The following is a 25,775-nucleotide window of genomic DNA, read 5'->3' on the forward strand; positions in this document are numbered from 1 at the left end:
TGCGCCGATGGTAGTGTGGCTCAAGCCATGCGAGAGTAGGTCATCGCCAGGGGCTTTACCCGAAACCCTCAGTCCAATAGGACTGAGGGTTTCTTTTTGTGCGAAATTTAAGCCAACTGGCCAAAGCCAGAGCCAGAGCCAGAGCCAGAGCCAGAGCCAAAGGCAGAGCTCAAGCCGAGTAGCGCCAGGGCAGTCGGGCACTTCAGGCGCATCCCTTGGAACTTTTGCCACGCTGTGATCGGGGCCTCATCGACATGTAGCGCAGTAGCTGACGCGTCGGTTCACGCAGGTCACTGACACGGCCCAAGGTTGAGCTTCTTTCTTACCTCTGTTCCCTGATTTTCACGTCGATGCCGAGAGGGAGGTACTCGCAGCGATGCTGTTGTGTAGCAATGACCTACCGCTTACTTCTACGCAATGCAGATCTACGGGCACGAGACCTTGTGCGGACATCTCGGCACAACAAAAAACCCCGCGATGCGGGGTTCTTGTTTTCCTCAGCGAGCCAAGAGATGGCCTGAAATGGTTTGGGCTGGATCTCAGTCGCCTAGTGTCAGAAGCGAGGCGTTGCCGCCTGCGGCCGTCGTATTGACGGTGACGACCTTCTCGGTGGCGAAACGGAGCAGGTAATGCGGGCCGCCGGCTTTCGGGCCGGTACCTGACAGACCCTGGCCGCCGAAGGGTTGTACGCCGACGACCGCACCGATCTGATTGCGGTTGACGTAGACATTGCCGACCGCAACACGCGTGGTGATGCGATCGATGGTCTCGTCGATGCGCGAGTGCACGCCCAGGGTCAGTCCGTAACCGGTGGCGTTGATCTGATCGATGACGACGTCGAGTTGGTCGGCTTTCCAGCGGATGATATGCAGGACCGGCCCGAAAATTTCGCGCTGCAGCTGCGCGAGCGAGGCCAGCTCGTACGCACGCGGGGCGAAAAAGCTGCCGTTGGCAGTGGCGGGGTCCAGGGTGGTGGTGCCGATCAGGCGGGCTTCGCGATCCATGCGCGCCGCATGATCGTCGAGGATCTTGAGCGCATCTGCGTCGATGACGGGGCCAACATCGGTGGACAGTAGCGCAGGATCGCCGATTTTCAGCTCTCCCATCGCGCCGGCCAGCATGGTCATGACCTTGTCGGCGATGTCGTCCTGCACGAACAGCACGCGGGCCGCCGAGCAGCGTTGGCCGGCGGACATGAAGGCGCTGGAGATCGCGTCCTTGACGACTGCTTCCGGCAACGAGGACGAGTCGGCGATGAAGGCGTTCTGGCCACCGGTTTCGGCAATCAGCACGCCGATCGCGGCATCGCGAGACGCCAGGGTACGGTTGATGACGCGCGCGGTCTCCGTGGAGCCAGTGAAGGCGACGCCCGCCACGCGCGGATCATTGGTCAGCGCAGCGCCGACGGTGGCGCCGTCGCCCGGCAGGAACTGCACGACCGCTTCGGGGATACCCGCTTCGTGCAGCAGCTTCACTGCAGCGTAGCCGATCAAGTTGGTTTGCTCTGCAGGCTTGGCGATCACGCTGTTGCCGGCAGCCAATGCGGCGGCGACCTGGCCGAGGAAGATGGCGAGCGGGAAGTTCCAGGGGCTGATGCAGACGAAGACACCGCGGCCATGCAGCTGCAGTTCGTTGGATTCGCCGGTTGGCCCGGGCAGACGCTCGGGTGCGCCGAACTGCGCGCGTGCCTGGGCGGCGTAATAACGCAGGAAGTCGACCGCCTCACGCACTTCTGCCACGGCGTCGGGCAGGGTCTTGCCGGCCTCCTTGACGCAGATCGCCATGAACTCGGGCATGCGTGCTTCGAGCAGGTCGGCGGCATGCTCCAGGATGGTGGCGCGGCTGGCCGCCGGCGTGCGGTTCCAGGCCGGCTGCGCGGCAGCGGCGGTTGCCAGCGAGGTCTGCACGGTGGCCGGATCGGCCGGCTGCCAGTGCCCGACCGTTTCGCGTCGGTCAGCCGGGTTGCGCACCGCCTCGCTCTGCGTGCTGATCACCGCGCCGGGCACCAGTGGGGTGGCCTTCCACGGCTTGATGGCGGCATTGAGTTGCTCGGCCAGCTGCCGCAGATCGTTGTCGTTGGCGAGATTGGCGCCCATGGAGTTTTTCCTGTGTTGGTTCTGGCTGCGCAACAGATCGGTGGGCAGCGGAATCTTGGGATGCGGAATGGAGCCGAACGAGGACACCGCTTCGACCGGATCGCGGATCAGGTCTTCGATGGCGACGTCCTCGTCGGTGATGCGATTGACGAAGCTGGAATTGGCGCCGTTCTCGAGCAGGCGACGCACCAGGTACGGCAGCAGATCCTCGTGCGAGCCGACCGGTGCGTACACGCGACAGGGCAGCCCCAGGCGATCGGCCGGAATCACTTCGGCATACAGGTCATCGCCCATGCCGTGCAGTTTCTGGTGTTCGTAATGCTTGGTCGTTGCGATTGCGCGTACCGCCGCGATGGTCTGCGCGTTGTGCGTGGCGAACATCGGATACAGCGCATCGCTGTGCGCGAACATGCGGCGCGCGCAGGCCAGATACGACACGTCGGTATTCTGCTTGCGGGTAAAGACCGGGTAGCCGGGGTGACCTTCGATCTGTGCGCGCTTGATCTCCGCGTCCCAGTACGCGCCCTTGACCAGACGCACCGGAATGCGACGGCCGACGCGGCGTGCCAGATCGGCGAGAAAATCGATCGTGTACGGCGTGCGCTTCTGATACGCCTGCACCGCCAGGCCATAGCCCTCCCATCCATCCAGCGACGGGTCCGAGAAGGTGGCCTCGATGATGTCCAGCGACAGTTCCAGACGGTCGGCTTCTTCGGCATCGACGGTGTAGCCGATGCCGTAGGACCTGGCCAGTTGCGCCAGCTCGAGCACGCCCGGCACCAGTTCGGCCATCACGCGTGCGCGTTTGGCATGCTCATAGCGCGGATACAGCGCGGACAATTTGATCGAGATGCTGGGCGCCGCAAAGACATCGGTACCGACGAAGCTGCCGCTGCGGCCGATCGCGTGGATGGCATCGCGGTACGCCTGCAGATAGCGCTGCGCATCCTTCATGGTCAATGCGCCTTCGCCGAGCATGTCGAACGAATAGCGGTAATCGGCGTTGTCGCCCTTGCGCGAGCGCGACAGGGCCTCACCGATGGTGCGGCCCATGACGAACTGGTGGCCCATGATCTTCATCGCCTGGCGCACTGCCAGGCGAATCACCGGCTCGCCGACGCGGCCGATCAGGCGCTTGAACGCACCCGGCACGTCGGCGCGGGTGAGGTCGTTGAGCTGCACCAGCTTGCCGGTGAGCATCAGGCCCCAGGTCGATGCGTTGACCAGCACCGAGTCGCTGCCGCCAACGTGTTTTTTCCAGTCCGCATCGCCGAGCTTGTCGCGGATCAGCTTGTCTGCGGTGTCCTGGTCGGGAATGCGCAACAGCGCTTCGGCCACGCACATCAGCAAGACGCCTTCTTCGCTGCCCAGGTCGTACTGGCGCATGAAGGCTTCGATCGCGCCCTGGTCCTGCGCACGTGCGCGGACGCGGGTGACCAGATCGGCGGCCACCGCCTGCACCTTGGCCTGTTCGGCGGCGGGCAGACGCGCCTGGTCGAGCAATTCGCGGACGTGCTCGGTTTCGTCCTTGAGCCAGGCGGCGGTGATCGCCGCACGCAATGCGCCGGGTGCGGCAGGCAGCTCGGGCGCCAGCAGCGGGCGCGCAACTGAGGGAGAGGCAAGCGGGTCGAGCTGAGCGTTCATGCGAAGGGTGCCTGGGAATCCTTGCTCATTCTAGAGAGCCGCAGCCCCTGCGCACTTGTGTGGAAGCGGCAACTTTTCCGCCGTTTTGTGCACGTGGCCGGCGCAGGCCCAAAACGGACTCGCTCCCTGCCGGCCGCAGCCGCGGGCATCGGCACATGCACCGGGAAGTGATTGATTTACGCGTGTTTTTAGCTGCACTGCAGCAATCGCATGATTGCCGGAAACGCTTGCCGCATGCGTTCGTGCGGGTCTACCATCGGGCCATTCCCGCAGTGCGCTGCGTGTTGCCAATGATCGAAGTACTGCCGTTGATGTCCGAAGGGGTCGGGACGCAGTTGCGGTTGCGGCCTCCGCGGGCATTGTCGGCCAGGCAATTCGTGCAGCTGTTCGCAGTGTTGGCGGGAACGATGTGGGTATTTGCGGGCCTGGGGTGGTGGACCGGCAATGCATTCGCGCCGGTGTTCGCCCTGTTGCACAGTGGTGTGGTGGCGCTGGCGCTACGGCAGTTGTGGCGAAGTGGCGAGCGCGAAGAAGCGATCCGGGTAGGGGAGACCGTTGTCGAGGTGTTTCCATCCGGACATGCGCCACCAGCGTTTCAGGCACATCCGCATTGGGTGCGGTTATGCATGGAACGCGACGACAGGGTGGTGCTGGTCAGCAGCGGCAAGCAGATCGAGATTGGAAGTTTTCTCGGGCCGGCCGAACGTGTGGAACTGGCAACTACGCTGAAACGCTTGCTCGCGGCCGCCAATGGCCGTCACCGATGACGTAAGGGTCTAGGCAATGACGCAACGCAGCAGCTGGAAGGCGACGTATCCGAAATTGGCTTTGGCGATGCTGGCGCTGTCGAGCGCCTCGGTTGCCTGGGCGCAATCGGCCGACCCGAAGGAATGGCAGCTCAACATGGGCCGCGGGGTCACCCAGACCGCGCGCATGGCCTACGAGGCGCACATGGTGGCGCTGTGGGTCTGCGTGGTGATCGGCGCGCTGGTGTTCGGTGCGATGGGCTATGCGATCTTCAAGTTCCGCAAGTCCAAGGGGGCGGTGGCCGCGCAATTCAGCCACAACACCACGGCAGAGGTGCTGTGGACGGTGATCCCGGTGCTGGTGCTGATTGCGATGGCCTGGCCGGCAACGGCCAAGCTGATTGCGATGTACGACACCCGCGAGTCGGAAATGACCGTCAAGGTCACCGGCTACCAGTGGATGTGGAAATACGAGTATCTGGGCCAGGGCGTGGAGTTCACCAGCCGGCTGGCGCGCGAATCCGATCGCATCCGCCAGAGTGGCGAGCGTCCGACCGCTGCATCGCAACCGCATTATCTGCTGGACGTGGACAATCGCCTGGTGCTGCCGGTCAACACCAAGATCCGTTTCGTGATCACCGCCGACGACGTGATCCATGCGTGGTGGGTGCCGGCCCTGGGCTGGAAGCAGGACGCGATCCCCGGCATCGTCAACGAGGCATGGACCAATATCGAGCAGCCGGGCGTGTATCGCGGGCAGTGCGCCGAGTTGTGCGGCAAGGATCATGGTTTCATGCCGATCGTGGTGGAAGCGCTGCCCAAGGCCGAATTCCAGCGCTGGCTGGCGGCCCGTCGCAGTGCCAGCGCAGCGCCTGCCGCACCGGCCGGCACCCCGGCGCCGGCGTCCACACCTGCAACACCGCCTGCCGGTGAGGCCGCTCCAGCCGCAGCGCCTGCTCCGACCGCCGCACCGACCGCCGCTCTTTAATCGCCCGCAACCGCACCGCTTCGTAGAGGTCGTTCCGTCATGGCGCATACCGCAGTCGATCACCACGGACACCACCAGCCCGGTTTTGTCGAGCGCTGGTTTTTCTCGACCAATCACAAGGACATCGGCACGCTGTATCTGCTGTTTTCCTTCGTGATGTTCATCATCGGCGCGGCGATGAGCGTGGTGATCCGCGCTGAACTGATGCAGCCCGGGCTGCAGTTCGTCAAGCCGGAATTCTTCAACCAGATGACCACCGTGCATGCCCTGGTGATGATCTTCGGCGGGGTGATGCCGGCCTTCGTCGGCCTGGCCAACTGGATGATTCCGCTGCAGATCGGCGCGCCGGACATGGCGTTGCCGCGCATGAACAACTGGTCGTTCTGGTTGCTGCCGGTGGCATTTACCTTACTGCTGCTGACGCTGTTCCTGCCCGGCGGTGCGCCGGCCGGCGGCTGGACGCTGTACCCGCCGCTGTCGCTGCAGGGCGGCTACAACGTGGCCTTCAGCGTGTTCGCGATCCATGTGGCCGGCGTCAGTTCGATCATGGGTGCGATCAACATCATCGCCACCGTGCTGAACATGCGCGCGCCGGGCATCGACCTGCTGAAGATGCCGATCTTCTGCTGGGCGTGGCTGATCACCGCCTTCCTGCTGATCGCGGTGATGCCGGTGCTGGCCGGCGCGGTGACCATGCTGCTGACCGACAAGTTCTTCGGTACCAGCTTCTTCAATGCGGCCGGCGGCGGCGACCCGGTGATGTACCAGCACATCTTCTGGTTCTTCGGGCATCCGGAGGTCTACATCATGATCCTGCCGGCGTTCGGCGTAGTCAGTGAGATCATCCCGACCTTCAGCCGCAAGCCGCTGTTCGGCTATCAGGCGATGGTCTATGCGATCGCGGCGATCGCGTTCCTGAGCTTCATCGTGTGGGCGCACCACATGTTCACCGTGGGCATGCCGCTGGGCGGCGAAATCTACTTCATGTTTGCCACGATGCTGATCTCCATCCCGACCGGGGTGAAGGTGTTCAACTGGGTCAGCACGATGTGGAAGGGCTCGCTGACGTTCGAATCGCCGATGCTGTGGGCGGTGGCGTTCGTGATTCTCTTCAGCATCGGTGGATTTTCGGGCCTGATGCTGGCAATCGTGCCGGCGGATTTCCAGTATCACGACACCTATTTTGTGGTTGCGCATTTCCATTATGTGCTGGTCACCGGTGCGGTCTTCGCGCTGATTGCGGCGGTGTACTACTGGTGGCCGAAGTGGACCGGGCGGATGTACAACGAGACCTGGGCCAAGTTCCATTTCTGGTGGACGATGGTGTTCGTCAATCTGCTGTTCTTCCCGCAGCATTTCCTTGGCCTGGCCGGCATGCCGCGGCGGATCCCCGATTACAACGTGGTGTTTGCCGACTGGAACCTGATCAGCTCGATCGGCGCGTTCGGCATGTTCGCCACGCCGTTCCTGATGGCCGGCATCCTGCTCGCCTCGCTGCGCAGCGGCGCCAAGGCCGACGCACGTGCCTGGGAAGGCGCCAAGGGACTGGAGTGGACGGTGCCGTCGCCGGCACCGGCGCATACCTTCACCGTGCCGCCGGTGATCAAGCCTGGAGATCTTGCGCATGAAGACATCGGTCACTGAGTCCGCGCCGCTGGCTGTGGCACGTCTGCTCTCCGCTGCCGAACGGCAGGCGCAACAGCGTCGTGCGGTGCGCCGCACGGCGATCACCGTCGGCGTCATCGCCCTGCTGATCTATGCGGGTTTCATTGCGTCGGGAGTCATCGGGCGGTGAACGCGCGGGCGCCCGCACCTGCACCGACGGCCGGCCTGTTCAAGCTGCTGGGCGTGGTGTTGGGCGTGTTCGTGCTGACCTTTTCGCTGGTGCCGCTGTATCGCATTGCGTGCGAAAAAGTCTTCGGCATCCGCATGGAGCGCGCGCCGGGCAGTACGCGTGGCAATGCCGCCGCGAGTGCAGGGGCTGGCAAACGCACGGTGCGGGTGGAGTTCGATGCCGGGGTCAATTCCAAACTGCCATGGACCTTTCATCCCGAGCAGATGACGATGGATGTGGTGCCGGGCGAACTCAATGAGGCGCTGTACTTCGCACGCAACGACAGTGCGCGGGCAGTGGTCGGCAGTGCGGTGCCATCGGTCGCACCGGCGCGGGCATCCGGATACTTCAACAAGACCGAATGCTTCTGTTTTACCGCGCAGACCTTGCAGGCCGGCGAAACGCGCGACATGCCGCTGCGTTTCATCGTCGACCCGGCGCTGCCGCCAGAAGTCACCACGATCACCCTGTCCTACACGTTCTATCGCAACGACACCCTGACCTCGGAGTTGCAGGGCGGTGGCGCATCCAGCGCGCCGCGCGCGGCGCCTTGATCCTTCATCCACACGCAGCACCGACACGGAAGCAACGCCATGGCCGACCATAGTCCCAACGCCGATGCGTATTTCGTCCCGAGCCAGAGCAAATGGCCCTTTGTCGGGTCGATTGCGATGTTCGTGATGATGATCGGCGTGGCCAGCTGGCTCAACGATGCGGCATGGGGGCGCTGGACGTTCTTCATCGGCATGGCGATGTTGCTGGCGACCTTGTTCATGTGGTTTGGCGATGTCATCCGCGAATCCAACGCCGGGCACTACAACCGCCAGGTGGACGGCTCCTTCCGCATGGGGATGGTGTGGTTCATCTTTTCCGAGGTGATGTTCTTCTGCGCCTTCTTCGGCGCGTTGTTCTACACGCGTGTGCTGACGCTGCCCTGGCTGGGCGGCGAAGGCGATGGCGTGATGACCAACGAGCTGCTGTGGAACGGCTATTCCGCTGCATGGCCGACCAATGGCCCCGGCACGATCGGTGGGCAGTTCCAGACCATTCCCGCCTGGGGCCTGCCGCTGATCAATACGCTGATCCTGCTCAGCTCCGGCGTGACCTTGACCATTGCGCACCACGCGCTCAAGGGCGGCCGTCGCGGCGCGCTATTGCTGTGGCTGGGCCTGACCGTGCTGCTGGGTTGCGTGTTCCTGTTCCTGCAGGCCGAGGAATATATCCACGCCTACACCGAGCTCAATCTGACGCTGGGATCGGGCATCTACGGCTCGACCTTCTTCATGCTCACCGGCTTCCACGGCATGCACGTACTGCTGGGCACGATCATGCTGGCGGTGATGTGGCTGCGGGTGGCGCGCGGGCACTTCACCCGCGACAACCACTTCGCCTTCGAAGCGGCGGCCTGGTACTGGCACTTCGTCGACGTGGTGTGGCTGGCGTTGTTCCTGTTCGTGTATGTACTTTGAGGGCGGGGATTGGGGAGTCGGGATTGGGGATTCGCAAGAGCGATCTGCGTTTGCTGTTACCAATCCCCAATCCCCAATCCCCAATCCATCGGCCGCGTCAGCGGCCGAGCCCATGCGGCTTGATCCAGCCGGTGTAGATGCCGAGGATCACGACGGCGATCAGTGCGACCGATAGACCGATGCGCCAGGTCAGTGCGTTGACTGTGCGCTTGGTTTCGCCACGGTCGGTGAGCAGGTAGTACAGGCCCGCACCCAGGTTCCACAGGATCACGATCAGGAAGGCGACAATCAGCAACGTCTTGAGCGAATCGTTCACAACAGCCCCGGTGGTCGTCGGCGTGGTAGCGGCATTGCACGCCTTTTTGCGTCGCTTGTCATGACGCGCAAGCACACGGCGGTGTTGGGATGGTGTCTGGCCGTGCTGGTCAGTGCGGGGTTTGCGGCGCTTGGTCAGTGGCAGCTGCAGCGCATGCACGACAAACAGGCCTTGCTGGAACGCGCAGCGCATGTGCGGCAGACGCCGTTGACCCTGGTGCAGGCGCTGGCCACGCCGCATGCGCTGGCCTGGGTGAGCGGAGAGGTGCGGTTCCTGCCGCAGCAGGTGCTGCTGGACAACCAGCTGCATGCCGGGCGCGCCGGTGTGCGGATCTATCAACTTGCCGCGCCGCAAGGCAGCCCGGTCACGCTGCTGGTCGATCTGGGCTGGCTGCCATTGCCGGCCAATCGGCAGTTGCCGACGATCACCCCGCTGCAAGGCACCCGGACACTGCAGGGCTTGCTGAGTGCGCCGCCGTCGGCCGGACTTGCGATCGGGCCGGCGTTGGCCGCCGGCAATGCGCCGCAGACCTGGCTGGCCACGCGCCTGGATACCAGCGCCCTGCGCAGCGCGTTGGGCAGGCGCGACATTTCGTCGCAGGTCCTGCGCCTGGATCCCGCCCTGCCGGTCGGGTATGCACGCGACCTGGAGATGCTGCCGAACACGCTGCCACCCGCGCGGCACTTGGGTTATGCGGTGCAATGGTTCGGTCTGGCCGCGGCCGTGCTGGCCACTGCGACGCTGCTGAGCTGGCGTGCGCGTCGCCGCCGTCAACGCGGGCACTGACGCCTGCGGCATGAGAAAATCGCCGGCATGACCTCCTCCACATCGGCCACGCCGCATTCGGTCAAACGCGGCCGCAGGATGCTGATTGCCCTGGCGTTGCTGTTCTTCGGCTCGATGTTGCTGGCCGGCGTGCTGCGCTTCTCCGGATGGCAGCCGGCATCGATGCGCAATCACGGCGAACTGCTCAAGCCGCCCGCTGACCTGCGCGGGTTGGTGCCGGTGCGCGCGGACGGGCAGCCGTATGCCTGGACGCCTGCCGAACGTGTGTGGCGGATTGCGCTCGCACCGCCTGCCGGCTGCACGCAGCGGTGCGTGATGTTGGCGGCCGAACTGGACAAGGTGTGGCAGCTGCTCGGCCATCGCGCCGACAAGGTGGAGGTGTTGTGGATCGGCGCCCCGCCGGCCGGTCTGCCGCCGATGCCGGCCCTGCGTGTGCTGCGCGATGACGCGCGGCTGCGGCAGGGCCTGCCGCGTGCCAACGATGCCGCCGGCGTGCCGGTGTATGTAATCGACCCGAATGGCTTCGTGATCCTGCGGTACGCCCCGGGCTTCGACCCGGCCGGCCTGCGTGCCGATCTGGTCAAGCTGCTGAAACTGATGTGAGCCCGTTTCGATGAATCTGTTTGCGCCACCGGCATTGTTCCGCCACTTCCATCGCATGGCCTGGCTGGCTGCGTTGTTCACTGCGAGCACGATCCTGTTCGGGTCGTTCGTGCGCCTGTCCGATGCCGGCATGAGCTGCCCGGACTGGCCGACCTGCTACGGCCGCGTCACCTGGCCGCAGACCAGCGACGAAGCCAATACGCATGTGGCCAGCAAGATCCGGCCGCTGGAATCGCACAAGGCCTGGCGCGAGCAGGTGCACCGCTTCCTGGCCGGTGCGCTCGGGGTGGAGGTGCTGGTGCTGTCGTTGCTGGCGGTGCGCCGCCGCCGCATGGGCATCGCCCAGGTGGTTTCTGCCGCGGTGCTGGTGGCCTTGTCGATTCCTTTGTACATGTCCGGCTGGCACGCACTGGCGTTCGGCGTGGCGATTGCCGGCGAGGCCATCCTGCTGCTGGCGGCGCTACGCTGGAGCAATATCGACCTGGCGCGTGCGGCGGTGCTGACGCTGGCAGTGGTGATCTTCCAGGCGCTGCTGGGCATGTGGACGGTGACGCTGCTGCTCAAACCCATCGTGGTGATGGGCCATCTGCTCGGCGGCATGCTGATGTTCTCGCTGCTGGTGTGGATGGCCTGGCGCGCGACGCACCTGCCGATCACGCTGGCCGATGCCTCGCGGCTCAAGTGGCTGCTGCGTGCGGGCGTGGCGGTGCTGGGCCTGCAGATCGCCCTCGGCGGCTGGGTCAGTGCCAATTACGCGGCGCTGGCCTGTGGCGGCGGTAGCTGGTCGGCCGATAATTTCCCGCGCTGCGTCAGTCAGTGGTGGCCGCCGCATGACTTCCGCGAAGGCTTCACGCTGTGGCGCGGGATCGGGGTGGATTACGAAGGCGGTGTGCTCGATGGCGCAGCGCGTATCGCCATCCAGATGGCGCACCGGTTGTGGGCAATTGCGACGGCGCTGTATCTGTGGTGGCTGGCCTGGCGCCTGTCGCGTTCGCCGGGCATGCGGGTGTGGGCCGGTGCGCTGGCGGTGCTGGTGGCGGTGCAGGTGACGCTGGGCATGCTCAACGTCAAGCTGGCGTTGCCGCTGGAAGTGTCGGTGCTGCATAACGGCGGCGCGGTCGCATTGTTGTTCGTGCTGGTCTCGCTGCTGGCGCGGCTGCGCGCGCCGGAGTGAGCATGGCTGCCAGCGCACGCGATTACTGGGATCTGACCAAACCCAAGGTGGTGGCACTGATCGTGTTCACCGCCCTGGTGGGCATGTTCCTGGCCATCCCCGATGTGCCGACGTGGGTGCAGGTGCGCACCGGTGCGTTGGGTTTTCTGGGCATCTGGCTGGCGGCGTCGGCGGCGGCGGCGATCAACCAGTTGCTGGACGCCAAGATCGACGCGCAGATGGCGCGGACCTCGTGGCGCCCGCTGGTGGTGGGCAAGGTACGGCCGTGGCAGGTACTGCTGTTTGCCGGCGTGTTGATCGTGATCTCCATGACCATCCTGGTGGTCTGGGTGAATGTGATCACCGCGGTGCTGACGTTCGCGTCGCTGATCGGTTACGCGGTGATCTACACCGTGTACCTGAAGCGTGCGACCTCGCAGAACATCGTGATCGGCGGCCTGGCCGGCGCCACGCCGCCGATGCTGGGCTGGGCCGCAGTGACCGGCTTGCCGACCAGCGCCGACTGGATCAACGCCTCGCTGCTGGTGCTGATCATCTTCATCTGGACGCCGCCGCATTTCTGGGCGCTGGCGATCTTCCGCCGTGCCGATTACGCCAAGGCGGCGATCCCGATGCTGCCGGTCACCCATGGCGTGCCGCATACGCGCAAGCAGATCCTGGTGTACACGGTGCTGCTGGCGATTGTGACCCTGCTGCCGGTGGCGGTGGGCATGAGCGGGCTGTTCTACCTGGGCGGCGCGGTGGTGCTCAACGTGGTGTTCCTCTGGTACGCCTGGCGCATGCTCGACCCGCCTGACGAGCTGTTCTCGATGAAGATGTTCGGTTACTCCATCGTCTACCTGATGGCGCTGTTCGCGTTTCTGATGGTGGACCACCTGCTGTTGCCGTGGGTGCGTTAGCGGCAGCGAACGCCCGCTGCTGCCATCACGGCGATCGATAGAGCTGCGACCGAGGCAGCCGTCAGGCGGATGCGGCCGGTGGCTGGAACCGGCTCATCTCGCTCTTACACACCCGTTGTGCGCGCCGTTGAGCATCCGGCGCGCAATCGCTACTTAGCGCACTCAAATTCGCCGCGTAGTGGGCTGCTCGCTCACGCCAGCTCAGCTCAGCCAGCTGGCGCACTCGCTGGTGTTCTTGCTGTCACAGCTGCTCTGCATCTTCTGCTGCAGGCGCGTCAGCACCGCATTGCCTTCCTGGCGATGCTGCTTGCTCCAGGTCTTCAACGTGGCGCCCAGCGTGGCGAAGCGCTGCCGGGTGCGTTGGCGGTAGCCATCGGGCTGCCCGGCCAGCTCGCCGATCACCTGCGTGGCAGCGGCCTCGATGCCGGCGGTGTCGTCCGGGCTGAGTCGGATCAGGCCATCCACGTACATCACGCCCCATTGCACGCGAGTGGCGGGGCCTTGCGCGCTTTCGTACGCCTTCCTGAGCCAGGACAACGCGGTCTTCTTATCGCCGCGTTGTTCGGCCAGATCGGCCAGTTCGGGCATGTAGTAGTAAGGCGTCTTGCTGCGCGTCAATTCGGCCAGCAGCAACTGTTCGGCGCCGCTGCGGTCGCCGACCTCGCCGAGCAGTGCCGCGGCGGTGCTGATGGTGGATTGGCGCTCCTCATCGGTCCTGGCGGTGTCGGTCGCCCATTGCACGCGTTGCTGCACGGTGTCGACCACGGTCTTGGGCAACGGCGGTTGCGGGCCCTTGGCCTCGGTTTCGGTGGGCTGGCCTTGTGCCAGGCGTGCCAGCTGGATGCGGGCGTACGCGGTGCCGAGCCGGTCGGCGATCGGCAGTGCGGTGTCGGCGTAGACCTTGTCCAATGCCAGATTCAGCGCATTGGACAAGGCAGTGCGCTCACCGGCATCGCTGCTGGCAGCGGCGACCAGCCGTGCAGGCATGTAGCTCAGCGTGCCGAGATTGGCGCGCACCTCTGCCGGATCGGCCAGCACCGCTTCCAGCAACGTGCGTGACGCCGCGCTGGGTGCAGGCGGTTCCTTGGCTGCGGTAATCGCCGCCAGGGCGAAGCTGCGTTGCAGCGCCGGCTGCGGCGCCGACCTGGACAGGCGCGTGAGCACATCCACGGCCTGCTCCGGCTTGACCAGCCGATCGTCGGTGCCCCAGGCATAGTTGCCGAGCACGGCCCAGTCGTCCGCGCTGAGCTGCTGCGGGGTCTGCAATGCGGTGTCGAGCAGTTGCCTGGCGGTGCTGGTGCTCTTGGCCGCCACCCGCAGCACATCGGCCAGACGTGCGTTGTCGGCATCGCCGGCCAGGCGGGTGATCTCGCTGCGATCCGGGCGCAGCACGATGATGGTGGGGTAGCCCTTGATGCCGAAGCGCTCGCCCCAGGCCTGCGCGCCCTCCGAATCGCCGTCCAGATGCACCGCCACGAATTGCTGCGTGCGGGCGATGAAGGCCGGGTCCTTGAACAAGGTGGCCTTCAGGCGATTGCAGGGCGGGCACCAGGCCGCACCCCAGTACAGCAGGATCGGCTTGCCGCTTTCCCTGGCCTCGGCGAAGGCATCTTCGACATCGCCCTCGCGCCAGGCGATGCTGGACGCAGGCGCCGGCGTGGCGGCCGCCTTGGTCTGTGTCGGGGCTGGCGGCGTGGCGGGCTTGTTGCAGGCAGTGAGCGTGGCCAGCACCGCCAGCAGCGCGATCAGGGACGGGGCAGGGCGTCGGAACGATAGCGTCATGGCAATCACCGATGGGGGCGGCAGCAAGGTGGATCGAACACTCTAGCGAGCGGCACTGTGCCAGCGTCGGAGTGCGTCATGACCGTTGTATATCTGCTTACAACCGGCACCGGCACGCAACGCGAACCGGTGTCGCGCCGGGCGTAGCGGGCCGGCGATGGCGCGCAGGCAACGCACCGGCGGCAAGCAGGCCTTTGCAGCGCGCGCAGCGTGGGCTGCGCCATGTGTCGTCGATCAGACCACCGCCGTGCAGTGGCCGTTACCTTCAATGACCACCGGGAGTGATCTGCGGCTCGCCCGGCGCGTTGCGCGCATAACGCGCGGCCACGAATGCACAGACGATCAGCTGCAACTGGTGATACAGCATGATCGGCAACACGATCGCGCCCAGGCCACCACCGGCGAACATCACCTTGGCCATCGGTACGCCGGTGGCCAGGCTCTTCTTCGAACCGCAGAACACGATCGCGATCTCGTCGGCGCGGTTGAAGCGCAGGCGCCGCGCGATGAAGGTGATCGAGAGCATCGCCACCGTCAGCAACAGCGCGGCGGCACCGAGCACCGCGAGCAAGGCCGGCAACGGCGTCTTCTGCCACAGGCCTTCGTTCACCGATGCGCTGAAGGCGGTGTAGACCACCAGCAGGATGGTGCCCTGGTCGGTGTAACGCAGCACCGCGCGATGCCGTTCGACCCAGCCGCCGATCCATGGGCGCATGAAATGGCCAGCCAGGAACGGCACCAGCAACTGCAGCAGGATCTTGCCGATCGCCTCGGCCGGGTGCGCCATCGCGCCCTGGCTGCCGACCAGGGCGCCCATCAGCAACGGTGTGAAAAACACCCCCAGCAGGCTGGAAAGCGAGGCGGCACACACGGCCGCCGGCACGTTGCCGCGCGCCATCGAGGTGAAGGCGATCGACGATTGCACCGTGGACGGCAGCGCGCACAGGAACAGCACGCCGATATACAGCTCCGGTGTCAGCGCAAGATGCGCGAGCGGTTTGAACAACAGCCCCAGCAGCGGGAACAGCACGAAGGTGCAGGCCAGGATCACCAGATGCAGGCGCCAATGCAGCGCGCCGGCCTTGACCGCCTCGCGCGACAGGCGCGCGCCGTGCAGGAAGAACAGCGCGGCGATCGCCACGTCGGTGACATCGTCCATGACCGCCGCGGCGGTGCCGGAGACCGGCAGGAACGAGGCGAGCGTGACCGTGCACAGCAGCGCGAGGGTGAATGGATCAATGCGCAACCGCGCCAGCCAGTGTTTGATCATCGTGCGTATTCAGGGGGAGGGCTGCCTGCAGAGTGCCATTGTAGAGGCCAGCGTGCACCGTGCGAGTCGGCCGCGCAGTGCAGGCCGGGGACGCATGCGTGCTCGCACCGGCTCCGGCAGCAGCATGCGCTTGCGCCTGCCTGCAGCACTGCAGACGGCGCCGCGTGTGGTGGTGAGCGATTCGTGCGATGCGTCGAGATTCCGCTGCGCGGGCGCTTCTGGCACGCACATCCTTTGTTAGATTCCGGTTGCACACGCCGCGCGTATCCGTGCCCGAACGGTGTCCGCGCGCTGCGTCCATGTTCGCTCGTGTTTCCACGCAAGGCCTAAGGAAAGGAGCCAGTCCATGCACTACGACCAATATCAACAGACCTTTGCGCTTTCCGCCCTGGCCAACTGGGTGGGCGATCGCAGGGGCAGCCAGCCGGCGTTGCAGGCGGACTACCAGGCCACGTTGCTGCAGACGCTGGCATCGGCCGACACCCAGGACCGGATCGGCGACTGGCAACTGGTGTGGGGGCCGCAGGTCTGGCAGGCGGCCGATTCGTCGCTGTCGGGCAATGCCATGTACGTGGCGCATACCGACGCCATGCCGGGCATCGGCGAGGCGTATGTGGTCGCGTTGAGCGCCACCAACCCGGAGTCGCTCTACGACTGGTTCACCGAAGACTTCGATGTGTCCTCGGTGGTGGATTTTGCGACCTACACGCCGTTGCTCGGCACCGCGCCGGTTGCGGCGAAGAAACCCGTCAAGCCAGGTTCGGCGGTCATCTCGATGGGGGCCGCCACCGGTGTGTGGCATCTGCTCAACATGGTCAGCCCCTCCACCGCACTGGCGCCGAACACGACGCTGCTGGATTTCCTGCAAGCGCTGGATGGCAGCAAGGCGACGGTGATCTTTGCCGGGCACAGCCTGGGCGGTGCGCTGTCGCCGACCTTGGCGACCTGGTTGAAGACCAACGGCAAGCTGGACAATTTCAGCGCCGTGCACTGCTATCCCACCGCCGGCGCCACGCCGGGCAACGGCGGGTTCGCCGCGCTGTATGCGCAGGCATTACCCTCTCCAGCGCCGGGCGCGGCGCCGTATCAGATCTGGAATGCCGACTTGTGGAACACGCTCGATTGCGTGCCGCATGCCTGGACCGTGCCGATGCTCAGCCAGATCAAGACGCTGTACGGGAACGCGCCGATCAAGGAGATCGATGTGCTGGTCGATGTGGCCATCGCCAATGCGGTGGCGTCCACGGTGAACTACCGGCAGATCGCCAACCAGCCGCTGACCGGCACGCTCACCGGCACCCCCACCACGGTCCTGCAATTTCTCGAGCAGATGGCTTCCCAGCACACCACCGCCTATCAGGCCTTGATTGCCCCGTGGCTCACGCCGGTGTCCGGTACGCCGCAGAGCCAGAGTGCCGACGAAGCACCCGCGCGCGATGCCCTGATCGAGCGGCTGACCGCGCATGCCGGCCAGGCCGCACTGGCCGATGCCGACAAGATCGAAGCGGTCAGCGCGGCGCTCGGCTCGATGGCCAAGACCTTGTTCAAGCAGCTATGAGCGCGCATCTGCATGCGGCGGCCAGCGCTGGCCGGCTGCGTCGGCAACAGGTGGTCTGACAGCATGCGCCGGATGCTCAGTGCGCGGTCGAACGCAGGCGCGGCAGTGCGCGCAGTGCGTGCTGGTCGATCTCGTCGAGTCCGTGTGCGCGTTGCCTTGTCTACAGCTCTTCGATGCGCTGCTGCAGCAGTTGCCGGTGCAACTGGGCCATGGCGTCGTGCAGCGTGCGCGCCTGGCCCGCACACGACAGCGTAAGTCGATCCCCTCGCGTTACCCGCACTACAACGCAGCGAGCGCCTTGAACAGCTCGCGCAATTCGTACTTGTCGGTGTCGTCCAGGCCCTGCGCGCGCTGCTTGTCCTGCAGTTCGTCCAGGCGCTGACGCAGCAATTGCTTGTCCAGTTGCGCGACGACGTCATGCAGTTCCATCGCCCAGCTGTGTTCGTCGCCGGGCAATGCCTGTGCGGCCAGTTTCTGCAGCGCGGCCTGTTCGTCGCGTTCGGCGAAGTGTTCCAGCAGCGCACCGGTGCTGATTTCCGGGCGTTGCCGCACCAGTGCCAGCAGTTCCATCAACAGGTCGATGCCGGGCAGGCGCAGGCCGGAAAAATCGTGGTCGCCCTCCAGGCTCATCGCCAGCGACGGCCGCTGCAGCAGGATCGCGATCGACGCGCGCACCAGGCTGCGTTTCTGCGCGGGCGCGCCCATGCGGGCAGGTGGCCGTGCCTGCGATGTGGACGCCTGCGCCGCCTGAGTGACGCCCACGCCGGTCAGGCGCGACAGCTCCTGCTTCATCAGGTCGCCGAATGCGCCTTCGGGGATCTGTGCCAGCATCGGCTTGGCGCGTTCGGCCAGCCGTGCCTTGCCATCGAGCGTGTGCAGGTTGATCTCGCGCGACATCTCGTCGAAGAAGAACTGCGACAGCGGCGTGGCCTGCTTCAGACGCTGATCGAAAGCCTGCGCGCCCTCCTTGCGCACGATGGTGTCCGGGTCCTCGCCATCGGGCAGGAACAGGAAGAACGCCTGGCGGCCGTCCTTCATGCGTGGCAGCACCGATTCCAGTGCACGCCAGCCCGCCTTGCGGCCGGCGTTGTCGCCGTCGAAGCAGAAGTACACATCCGGCGCGTTGCGGAACAGCAACTCGGCATGTTCGGGCGTGGTCGCCGTGCCCAGCGTGGCCACCGCCTGGGTGACGCCAAACTGGAACAGCGAGACCACGTCCATATAGCCTTCCACCACGATCAGCCGCTCGATCTTCTGATTGGCCTGGCGCACCTGCCACAGGCCGTACAACTCGCGGCCCTTGTGGAACAGCGCGGTTTCCGGCGAATTGAGGTATTTCGGCCCCGGGTCACGGCCGTCGGCCGGCGCGCCCATGATGCGTCCGCCGAAGGCGATCACGCGGCCGCGGCGGTCGAAGATCGGGAACATCACCCGGTCGCGGAACTTGTCGTAGACATGGCCGCGATCGTTCTTGGAAAACAGCCCGGCGCGTTCGAGCACGCTCATGCGGCGCGCATCGGTGCCCAGCGTGTCCTTCAGTGCGCTGTAGCCATCGGGCGCGTAGCCGATCTGGAAACGCGCGCGGTTGTCGGCATCCACGCCGCGGCCGTCCAGATAGTCGCGGGCGCGTTCGCTGCCCTCGAGCTGACGCTGGAAGAACTTGGTCGCCGCTTCCAGTGCCGAATACAGCTCGCGGCTGTCGTCCTGCTGCTGCGGGGTGCGTTGCTGGGTCTCGCGCGGGATTTCCATGCCGGCACGCTTGGCCAGCTCGTCGACCGCATCGAGAAATTCGAGGCGGTCGTAATTCATCAGAAAGCTGATCGCGGTGCCGTGCGCGCCGCAGCCGAAGCAGTGATAGAACTGCTTGGTCGGCGAGACCGTGAACGAGGCCGAGCGCTCGTCATGGAACGGGCAGCGCGCCGAGTATTCCTTGCCCTGACGCTTGAGCGGCACGCGACCGCCCACCACCTCGACGATGTCGGTGCGTGCAAGCAGTTCGTCGATGAATGCGTCGGGGATGCGGGCCATCCCGCTAGGATATCCCAGCCGCCGGCGCGCGCCGATTTCAGTGAGCGAGGGTCCTCAGCAAAGCGCTGGATGCCGCCTGGGTACGCGCGGCGCCAGGCGCAGCATGCGCAATCAACTGCGCGTCGGTGCTTCCGGCGGCTGCAGCGTGGCGTCTGGTTCGGCGGCGACCGGCGGCAGGTTGTCCGTATCCACCCCGGCCTCGCGCAGCTTGCGATGCGAGCGTACGCGCTCGTCGATCACCGCAGTCAGCAGGGCGCCGACGAAGAACACCACCGAGGCGTAGTACATCCACACCAGCAGGATGACCAAGGTGCCCATCGAACCATACGCGCTGCCAGGCGCGGCCTTGGCGATGTACAGGCCAATGCAGTAGCGGCCCAGTGCGAACAACAATGCAGTGATCACGCCGCCGACAAAGGCCTGCCGCCAGTTGACGGTACGATCGGGCAGATAGCGATACAGGAAAGCGAAGGCGAGCGAATACAGCGCCAGGGTGGTGACGTAGCCGATCGCCGGCAGCACTGATGGCAGCCGTGCAAACACCACCTGCAACGCGGTGGTGGCAATCATCGACACGATCAACAAGAAGCCCAGGGCCAGGATCACGCCGAACGAGAACACGCGCTTCTTCAGCCACGCCATCAGGCCTTCCAGGCGCTGCTTGTCGGTGCGGAAGATCAGGTTCAGGGCGTTCTGCAACTGCGCAAATACCGCCGTGGCGCCGATGAACAACAGCAACGTGCTCCACAGTCCGGCCAACGAGCCTACGCCGGGTTGATCGGTGGCGTTGCGGATCACCGTGTCGGCCACTTCCGCCGCGCTGCCACCGGCCAGTTGCGCGATCTGCTGCACCAGCGCTTCCTGTGCGGGCGGATACAGCGATGCGGTCAGCCACAGCAGCAGCACCAGCAGCGGTGCCAGCGACAGCAAGGCGTAGAACGACAGCGACGCGGCCTGCGTCATCACGTCGATCTCGAGAAAGCGATTGAGCAGTGCCATCGGCAGGCTGCGCTGCAGGCGGCTCAGATGTTTCTGCAGGTGTTCGGTTGAGAGCTTCGTCACCGGCGGGAGAATCCTTGGGCATACCGTTGTGTGCGCAGGCGTCGTAAGGCGAAGCCGGCATGCGGAATGCTTCACCCGGACCTGTGCTGGCGAAGGTGTTCTAACAGGGCATGTTCAAAGAGCGGGTGAAAGCGGGCGCTGGATGTTGCGCGTGTGCTGATATTGAAACGGCGCTGCAGCCAGCCGCACTCGGGCGGCTCGCTGCAGTGCCCTGGCCATCGGGCACAGGGCACTGTGCAGGCGAAGACTCAGCCTGCCAGATGCTGCTTGACCAGCGTCGAGACCAGGCCCATGTCGGCCTGACCGGCCAGCTTGGGCTTGAGTGCGCCCATCAGCTTGCCGATGTCGGCCGGGCTGCTGGCACCGGTCTGCGCGATGGCTGCCTGGATGGCGGCGACGATCTCTGCTTCGCCCATCTTGGCCGGCAGGTAGCGCTCGATCACCACGATCTCCTCGCGCTCGACCTGCGCCAGGTCGTCGCGTGCGGCAGCTTCGTACTGGGTGACCGAGTCCTTGCGCTGCTTGACCATCTTGTCGAGCACGGCGATCACGGCGGCATCGTCCATCTCGACGCGCTCGTCCACTTCCTTCTGCTTGATCGCGGCATTGATCAGCCGGATCACGCCCAGGCTGTGCTTGTCGCCGGACTTCATGGCGGCTTTCATGTCATCGGTGAGCTGTTGCTTGAGGGGCATGGTGTAACTCCTGGGAGTGCGTGTTGCAGATGTGCCGATGCGCCACGACGGGCGCAGTGCATCGGCAGGAAGTCGGCCTGACAGGCGCGGGTCATGGCAGCGACGCCGGCCGGCTCTGCAGCGCAGAACGCAGCGGTCGCCTGGCATCGGACCAATACAAAAAGCCGGCGACGCTTGCGCGTGCCGGCTCTTGGGTTCCACTCCGATGGGCCGCGCCTTCAGCGCATGCCCGTCGGCAAGGAACCGCGTTCGATCAGTACAAGCGCTGGCGCTTGGTGACGTCGCGCGAGGAACGACGCAACTGACGCTTCACAGCAGCGGCAGCCTTACGCTTGCGCTCCTGGGTCGGCTTTTCATAGAACTCGCGCTTGCGGGTTTCGGCCAGCACGCCGGCCTTTTCGCAGGTGCGCTTGAAACGACGGAGCGCAAATTCGAAGGGCTCGTTCTCGCGGACTTTAACGCTGGGCATGGGTTCTCCAGATAATGGGATTTCCGTCCGGGAGCCCCGGGCGGGTGCGAGCGGACTCGCGTGACGGAATTTCCGGGTTGCCCCGGCGAGCCGCGCATTATAACGACTTGCCAACGACCTGCAAGCCCCCTGCAGCATCTGCGCGAGCAAGCCTGATAAAGCCTGCGCTTGCGGGTGATCCGGTGGCGATGACATGGCCGCGCAGCAGATCGCCCCTGGCCGATCTGCGCAGGGTAAAAGCTGCGAAAATAGCCCGCATGTCCCTGCCTGCCGAGTTGCCGTGAAAGTTCTTGGGATCGAATCATCGTGCGATGAGACCGGCGTGGCGGTCTACGACACCGCACTGTCGGGCGTGCCGGCGCTGCGGGCCCACGCGGTCTACAGCCAGATCGCGCTGCATGCCGAATACGGCGGCGTGGTGCCGGAGCTGGCCAGTCGCGACCATGTGCGCAAGCTGCTGCCGCTGATCCGCCAGACCCTGGACGAGGCCGGATTGCGGATCGACGAACTCGATGGGGTGGCCTATACCGCCGGCCCGGGCCTGGTCGGCGCACTCCTTGTTGGTGCCGGTGTGGCGCGGTCGCTGGCCTGGGCGCTGGATGTGCCGGCGATCGGCGTGCATCACATGGAAGGCCATCTGCTGGCGCCGCTGATGGAAGACGACCCGCCGCAGCCGCCGTTCGTGGCGCTGCTGGTCTCCGGCGGCCACACCCAGCTGGTATCGGTGAAGGCGCTGGGCGAGTACGAGGTGCTTGGCGAGACGCTGGACGATGCGGCCGGCGAGGCTTTCGACAAGACCGCCAAGATGATGGGCCTGCCGTATCCGGGCGGGCCGCAACTGGCGGCGCTGGCTGAAACCGGCACTCCGGGGCGCTACAAGTTCGCGCGGCCGATGACCGACCGGCCCGGGCTGGATTTCAGTTTCAGCGGGCTCAAGACCCAGGTGCTGCTGGCCTGGCGCGGCAGCGACCAGTCCGACACCACGCGGGCGGACATCGCGCGCGGGTTCGAGGATGCGGTGGTGGAGACGCTGGCGATCAAATGCCTGCGCGCGCTGGATGCGGCCGACTGCAACACCCTGGTGGTGGCCGGCGGCGTGGGCGCCAACAAGCGCCTGCGCGCACGCCTGCAGGACGCGGCGCAGCGGCGCGGCGGCCGGGTGTGCTTCCCGCGGCCGGCCCTGTGCACCGATAACGGCGCGATGATCGCCTTCGCCGGCGCGCTGCGGCTGGAGGCCGGCGAGCGCGCCGACGCGGCAGTGCATGTGACGCCGCGTTGGGATATGGCTGCGCTGCCGCCGCTGGCGGCGGCGCGGGATTCGGGAGTGGGGATTGGAGATTCGTAGAAGCTAGTCCCTCTACCTGCTGTCTGTCGCGCTCTTGCCAATCCCCACTCCCGAATCCCTAATCACGGCTCCCAATGGACAAAGTTTTTATCGAAGGCCTGGAAATCGATGCGCTGATCGGCATCTACGACTGGGAGCGGCGCATCCGCCAGACGCTGCGGTTCGATCTGGAGATGGGCTTCGACAACCGCATTCCGGCCACCAGCGACGACATCGCCGATACCCTGAACTACAAGGCGGTGAGCAAGCGGCTGATCGAATTCGTGCAGGCCTCGGACTTCGGGTTGGTGGAGACCCTGGCCGAGCGCTGCGCGGCGATCGTGCTGGACGAGTTCGGCGTGCACTGGCTGCGGTTGAAGCTGAGCAAGCCCGGTGCGGTGCGCGGCGCGCAGGCGGTGGGAGTGATCATCGAGCGCGAGCGGGCCCGCTGACGGCCACCGGCCGCGGGCTCGCTCAGCGAGCTCCGATCCTTGGCCGCGCCCCGGAAAACCTAGGTGGCACCGGACCGAGATCTACGACCACGCCAACGATCCCCAGCCCCAAGGCGCGGTTCAACCGGACCCGACAAATCCCGAATCCCGAATTCCAAATCCCGGCACTTGCCCCCTCGCGGTCGCCTCAGGCTAGAATTGACGGCCATGTAAACGTTTTCTCAAGGATCTCATGGCTGCTGATCGTATCGAAACCCTGATTGCCCAGATGACCGTCGAAGAGAAGGTCGGACAGTTGGGTGTGTTCGCCGACATGGTGCGGCCGTTCGCGCCGGACGTGAATCCCGAAGCCAATGTGCTCAACGCCGACGAGGTGCTGCAGCAGGTGCGCGCAGGCCGGGTCGGCTCGTTGTTCAATGGCGTCGGCGCCGCGCTGGGCGTGCAGATCCAGAAGGTGGCGGTGGAAGAAAGCCGCCTGGGCATCCCGGTGATCCTGGCGGCGGACGTGATCCACGGCATGCGCACGGTGTTCCCGATCCCGCTGGGCGAGGCGGCCAGCTTCGAGCCCGAGCTGGCCGAGCGCACCGCGCGCGCCACCGCGATCGAGGCGACCGCCGCCGGCCTGCACTGGACCTACGCACCGGCCGTGGATATCGCGCGCGATCAGCGCTGGGGCCGTGGCGCGGAAGGCGCCGGCGAAGACGTGGTGCTGGGCGCGGCGTTTGCCGCCGCCCGCGTACGCGGCTTCCAGGGCAGCGATCTGAAGGCCGACGATTGCCTGCTGGCCACGCCCAAGCACTTCGCCGCCTACGGCGCCGTGGCTGCGGGCATGGAATACAACACCGTGGACATCGCGCCGCAGACGCTGCGCGATGTGCACCTGCCGCCGTTCAAGGCCGCCTTCGATGCCGGCGCACTGACCGTGATGTCTTCGTTCAACGACATCAACGGCGTGCCGGCCAGTGCCAACCACGAATTGCTGACCGAGATCCTGCGCGGCGAATGGCAGTTCCCCGGCGTGGTGATTTCCGACTACACCGCCGACATGGAATTGATTGCGCACGGCTATGCCGCCGATGAGCGCGATGCGACCAAGAAGGCGTTCCTGGCCGGCCTGGATCTGAGCATGCAGAGCGGCTTCTATGCCGCGCATCTGCCGTCGCTGGTGGAAAGCGGCGAGGTGCCGATGGCCACGCTGGATGCCAGCGTGCGCCGCATGCTGCAGCTCAAGGAGGCGATCGGGTTGTTCGACAACCCGTACCGTTCGCTGGATCCGGCACGCGAAGCCGACACCGCGCATCTGCCCGCGCACGATGCGTTGTCGCGCGATGCGGCGCGGCGTTCGATCGTGTTGTTGAAGAACCAGGGCGAGGTGTTGCCGCTGAAGAAAAGCGGGCAGCACATCGCGTTGATCGGGCCGTTCGTGCAGGACCGCGAGAACATCGAGGGGTGCTGGACACTGTTCGGCGACAAGCAGCGCTACGTGACCCTGGAGCAGGGTGTGCGCGCGGTGGTCGACAGCGAGCATCTGACGGTGGTGCCGGGCTGTGGCCTGGAAGACGCGCTCCCGGGCGGTATTTCCGCCGCCATCGATGCGGCGCAGGCCGCCGACGTGGTGGTGCTGGCGCTGGGCGAGCCGCAGCGCTTCAGTGGCGAAGCGCAGTCGCGCACCGAGATCGTGTTGCCGCCGGCGCAGCAGGCATTGGCCGAAGCCATCGCCGCCACCGGCACGCCGATGGTGGTGCTGCTGCGCAATGGCCGCGCGCTGGCCCTGAGCGGTGCGGTGCGCGATGCCGATGCGATCGCAGTGACCTGGTACCTGGGCACGCAGACCGGTACCGGCGTGGCCGACGTGTTGTTCGGCGACTACAACCCCTCCGCGCGTCTGCCGATCAGCTTTCCGCAGGTGACCGGGCAACAGCCGTATTTCTACAACCATCTGCGCACCGGCCGCCCTGAACTGCCGACGCTGTCCGAGTACAAGGCGCGCTGGCGCGAGATGCCCAACGAGCCGTTGTATCCGTTTGGCCACGGCTTGAGCTACACCACCTTTGCGTATGCGCAGCCGCAGCTGAGCAGTGCGCAGCTGGGCTGGGACCAGACCCTGACCATCACCACGCGCGTCACCAATACCGGTCGCGTGGCCGGCGAAGAAGTGGTGCAGCTATATGTGCACGATCGCGTGGCCAGCCGGGTGCGCCCGGTGCGCGAACTCAAGGGTTTCCGCAAGGTGTTGTTGCAGCCTGGCGAAAGTACGGACGTGGTGTTCACCCTGACCCGTGACGCACTGGCCTTTACCAACCACAAGAATGTGTTTGGCGCCGAGCCGGGCGTGTTCGATGTGTGGGTGTGCGCCTCGGCCAAGAGTGGCGAGGCGGTGACGTTCGAGTTGCTGGAGGCCTAAACACCCGCAGGCGTGGTAGGGCGCACTCACGCGATACGCAGCGGAGTGCGGCTGCTACGCGGAATTTGAGATGACGGTGGCGGACGTGGCCCAAGGGCGCGCCGTCATCGGGTCAGAGAAGATGTAGGCGCGTGCCTGGTCGATGTGGGACCACGGGGTTGCTCGCATCTGCGCGT

At 65.6% G+C, this 25,775-nt stretch carries 22 protein-coding genes; 14 read left to right on the top strand and 8 right to left on the bottom strand.

Annotation, left to right across the window (positions count from 1 at the left end; translation table 11 throughout):
- Positions 1–539 precede the first annotated feature (539 nt).
- Positions 540–3,740 carry a bifunctional proline dehydrogenase/L-glutamate gamma-semialdehyde dehydrogenase PutA gene (gene putA / locus DYQ94_RS18245; RefSeq protein ID WP_126966493.1) on the bottom strand — a complete coding sequence of 1,067 codons (3,201 nt, stop codon included), beginning with the start codon at positions 3,738–3,740 and terminating at the stop codon, positions 540–542.
- Positions 3,741–4,030: 290 nt separating this feature from the next.
- Here putA and DYQ94_RS18250 point away from each other — a divergent pair, with 290 nt between their 5' ends.
- Genes DYQ94_RS18250 through DYQ94_RS18275 form a run of 6 tightly spaced genes read left to right on the top strand, consistent with a single transcriptional unit; the run spans position 4,031 to position 8,777 of the window.
- Positions 4,031–4,507, top strand: a complete 477-nt coding sequence (locus DYQ94_RS18250; RefSeq protein ID WP_016902801.1) for a DUF2244 domain-containing protein — start codon at positions 4,031–4,033, stop codon at positions 4,505–4,507.
- Between the two features lie 16 nt (positions 4,508–4,523).
- Positions 4,524–5,474, top strand: coding sequence for a cytochrome c oxidase subunit II (gene coxB, locus DYQ94_RS18255; RefSeq protein ID WP_126966494.1), 951 nt, complete (start codon positions 4,524–4,526; stop codon positions 5,472–5,474).
- Between the two features lie 39 nt (positions 5,475–5,513).
- Positions 5,514–7,118 (top strand): cytochrome c oxidase subunit I, encoded by a 1,605-nt coding sequence (ctaD, locus tag DYQ94_RS18260; protein ID WP_016902803.1) that lies wholly within the window; start codon positions 5,514–5,516, stop codon positions 7,116–7,118.
- Positions 7,099–7,269 carry a hypothetical protein gene (locus DYQ94_RS18265; RefSeq protein WP_126966495.1) on the top strand — a complete coding sequence of 57 codons (171 nt, stop codon included), beginning with the start codon at positions 7,099–7,101 and terminating at the stop codon, positions 7,267–7,269. The genes ctaD and DYQ94_RS18265 overlap by 20 nt, the downstream gene beginning before the upstream one ends.
- Entirely contained in the window at positions 7,266–7,862 is a 597-nt protein-coding gene (locus tag DYQ94_RS18270) for a cytochrome c oxidase assembly protein (RefSeq protein WP_039518470.1), read from the top strand. Before DYQ94_RS18265 ends, DYQ94_RS18270 begins: the two co-directional genes overlap by 4 nt.
- A 39-nt stretch (positions 7,863–7,901) precedes the next feature.
- On the top strand, positions 7,902–8,777 hold the full coding sequence (locus DYQ94_RS18275; RefSeq protein WP_104567873.1) for a cytochrome c oxidase subunit 3: 876 nt from the start codon (positions 7,902–7,904) through the stop codon (positions 8,775–8,777).
- Positions 8,778–8,874: 97 nt separating this feature from the next.
- On the opposite strand, the gene DYQ94_RS18280 is transcribed toward DYQ94_RS18275, so the two are convergent.
- The gene (locus DYQ94_RS18280) at positions 8,875–9,093 is read right to left on the bottom strand and encodes a twin transmembrane helix small protein (RefSeq protein ID WP_006449736.1); all 219 of its coding nucleotides are present in this window, start codon (positions 9,091–9,093) and stop codon (positions 8,875–8,877) included.
- Between the two features lie 60 nt (positions 9,094–9,153).
- Here DYQ94_RS18280 and DYQ94_RS18285 point away from each other — a divergent pair, with 60 nt between their 5' ends.
- Genes DYQ94_RS18285 through cyoE form a run of 4 tightly spaced genes read left to right on the top strand, consistent with a single transcriptional unit; the run spans position 9,154 to position 12,555 of the window.
- Complete coding sequence (locus tag DYQ94_RS18285; RefSeq protein WP_126966496.1) at positions 9,154–9,879, top strand: SURF1 family protein; 726 nt, start codon at positions 9,154–9,156, stop codon at positions 9,877–9,879.
- A gap of 27 nt (positions 9,880–9,906) precedes the next feature.
- Positions 9,907–10,482: a redox-active disulfide-containing membrane protein gene (locus DYQ94_RS18290; RefSeq protein ID WP_126966497.1), complete on the top strand. Its 576-nt coding sequence runs from the start codon at positions 9,907–9,909 to the stop codon at positions 10,480–10,482.
- 10 nt (positions 10,483–10,492) lie between these two features.
- The gene (locus tag DYQ94_RS18295; RefSeq protein ID WP_016902809.1) at positions 10,493–11,656 is read left to right on the top strand and encodes a COX15/CtaA family protein; all 1,164 of its coding nucleotides are present in this window, start codon (positions 10,493–10,495) and stop codon (positions 11,654–11,656) included.
- Positions 11,657–11,658: 2 nt separating this feature from the next.
- A complete protein-coding gene (gene cyoE, locus DYQ94_RS18300) occupies positions 11,659–12,555 on the top strand; it encodes a heme o synthase (RefSeq protein WP_160955066.1) in 897 nt (298 codons plus the stop codon).
- A 201-nt stretch (positions 12,556–12,756) separates the two neighbouring features.
- Here cyoE and DYQ94_RS18305 read toward each other — a convergent pair whose 3' ends face one another.
- Together DYQ94_RS18305 and DYQ94_RS18310 are read right to left on the bottom strand one after the other, a co-directional pair.
- Positions 12,757–14,337, bottom strand: coding sequence for a thioredoxin family protein (locus DYQ94_RS18305; protein WP_126966498.1), 1,581 nt, complete (start codon positions 14,335–14,337; stop codon positions 12,757–12,759).
- A 265-nt stretch (positions 14,338–14,602) separates the two neighbouring features.
- The gene (locus tag DYQ94_RS18310; RefSeq protein ID WP_039524893.1) at positions 14,603–15,607 is read right to left on the bottom strand and encodes a bile acid:sodium symporter family protein; all 1,005 of its coding nucleotides are present in this window, start codon (positions 15,605–15,607) and stop codon (positions 14,603–14,605) included.
- Positions 15,608–15,953: 346 nt separating this feature from the next.
- Here DYQ94_RS18310 and DYQ94_RS18315 point away from each other — a divergent pair, with 346 nt between their 5' ends.
- On the top strand, positions 15,954–17,165 hold the full coding sequence (locus tag DYQ94_RS18315; protein ID WP_054591057.1) for a lipase family protein: 1,212 nt from the start codon (positions 15,954–15,956) through the stop codon (positions 17,163–17,165).
- A gap of 279 nt (positions 17,166–17,444) precedes the next feature.
- Here the strand turns inward: DYQ94_RS18315 and dnaG are convergent, their stop codons facing one another.
- From dnaG to rpsU, 4 genes are all read right to left on the bottom strand, one after another.
- A complete protein-coding gene (gene dnaG, locus DYQ94_RS18320) occupies positions 17,445–19,193 on the bottom strand; it encodes a DNA primase (RefSeq protein ID WP_054591058.1) in 1,749 nt (582 codons plus the stop codon).
- 111 nt (positions 19,194–19,304) lie between these two features.
- On the bottom strand, positions 19,305–20,255 hold the full coding sequence (locus DYQ94_RS18325) for a YihY/virulence factor BrkB family protein (protein ID WP_065032993.1): 951 nt from the start codon (positions 20,253–20,255) through the stop codon (positions 19,305–19,307).
- Between the two features lie 248 nt (positions 20,256–20,503).
- On the bottom strand, positions 20,504–20,950 hold the full coding sequence (locus DYQ94_RS18330; RefSeq protein WP_065032992.1) for a GatB/YqeY domain-containing protein: 447 nt from the start codon (positions 20,948–20,950) through the stop codon (positions 20,504–20,506).
- A 253-nt stretch (positions 20,951–21,203) separates the two neighbouring features.
- A complete protein-coding gene (gene rpsU / locus DYQ94_RS18335; RefSeq protein ID WP_002808376.1) occupies positions 21,204–21,419 on the bottom strand; it encodes a 30S ribosomal protein S21 in 216 nt (71 codons plus the stop codon).
- A gap of 280 nt (positions 21,420–21,699) precedes the next feature.
- Between rpsU and tsaD the strand changes: the two genes are divergently transcribed.
- The 3 genes from tsaD (at position 21,700) to DYQ94_RS18350 (ending at position 25,599) form a co-directional block, all read left to right on the top strand.
- Positions 21,700–22,764, top strand: a complete 1,065-nt coding sequence (gene tsaD / locus DYQ94_RS18340; RefSeq protein WP_160955065.1) for a tRNA (adenosine(37)-N6)-threonylcarbamoyltransferase complex transferase subunit TsaD — start codon at positions 21,700–21,702, stop codon at positions 22,762–22,764.
- A gap of 74 nt (positions 22,765–22,838) precedes the next feature.
- Positions 22,839–23,195 (top strand): dihydroneopterin aldolase, encoded by a 357-nt coding sequence (gene folB / locus DYQ94_RS18345; protein WP_126966503.1) that lies wholly within the window; start codon positions 22,839–22,841, stop codon positions 23,193–23,195.
- 232 nt (positions 23,196–23,427) lie between these two features.
- A complete protein-coding gene (locus DYQ94_RS18350) occupies positions 23,428–25,599 on the top strand; it encodes a glycoside hydrolase family 3 N-terminal domain-containing protein (protein WP_024938858.1) in 2,172 nt (723 codons plus the stop codon).
- Positions 25,600–25,775 lie beyond the last annotated feature (176 nt).

Source organism: Xanthomonas sp. LMG 8993 (assembly GCF_009835065.2).
Classification (GTDB): Bacteria; Pseudomonadota; Gammaproteobacteria; order Xanthomonadales; family Xanthomonadaceae; genus Xanthomonas; species Xanthomonas arboricola.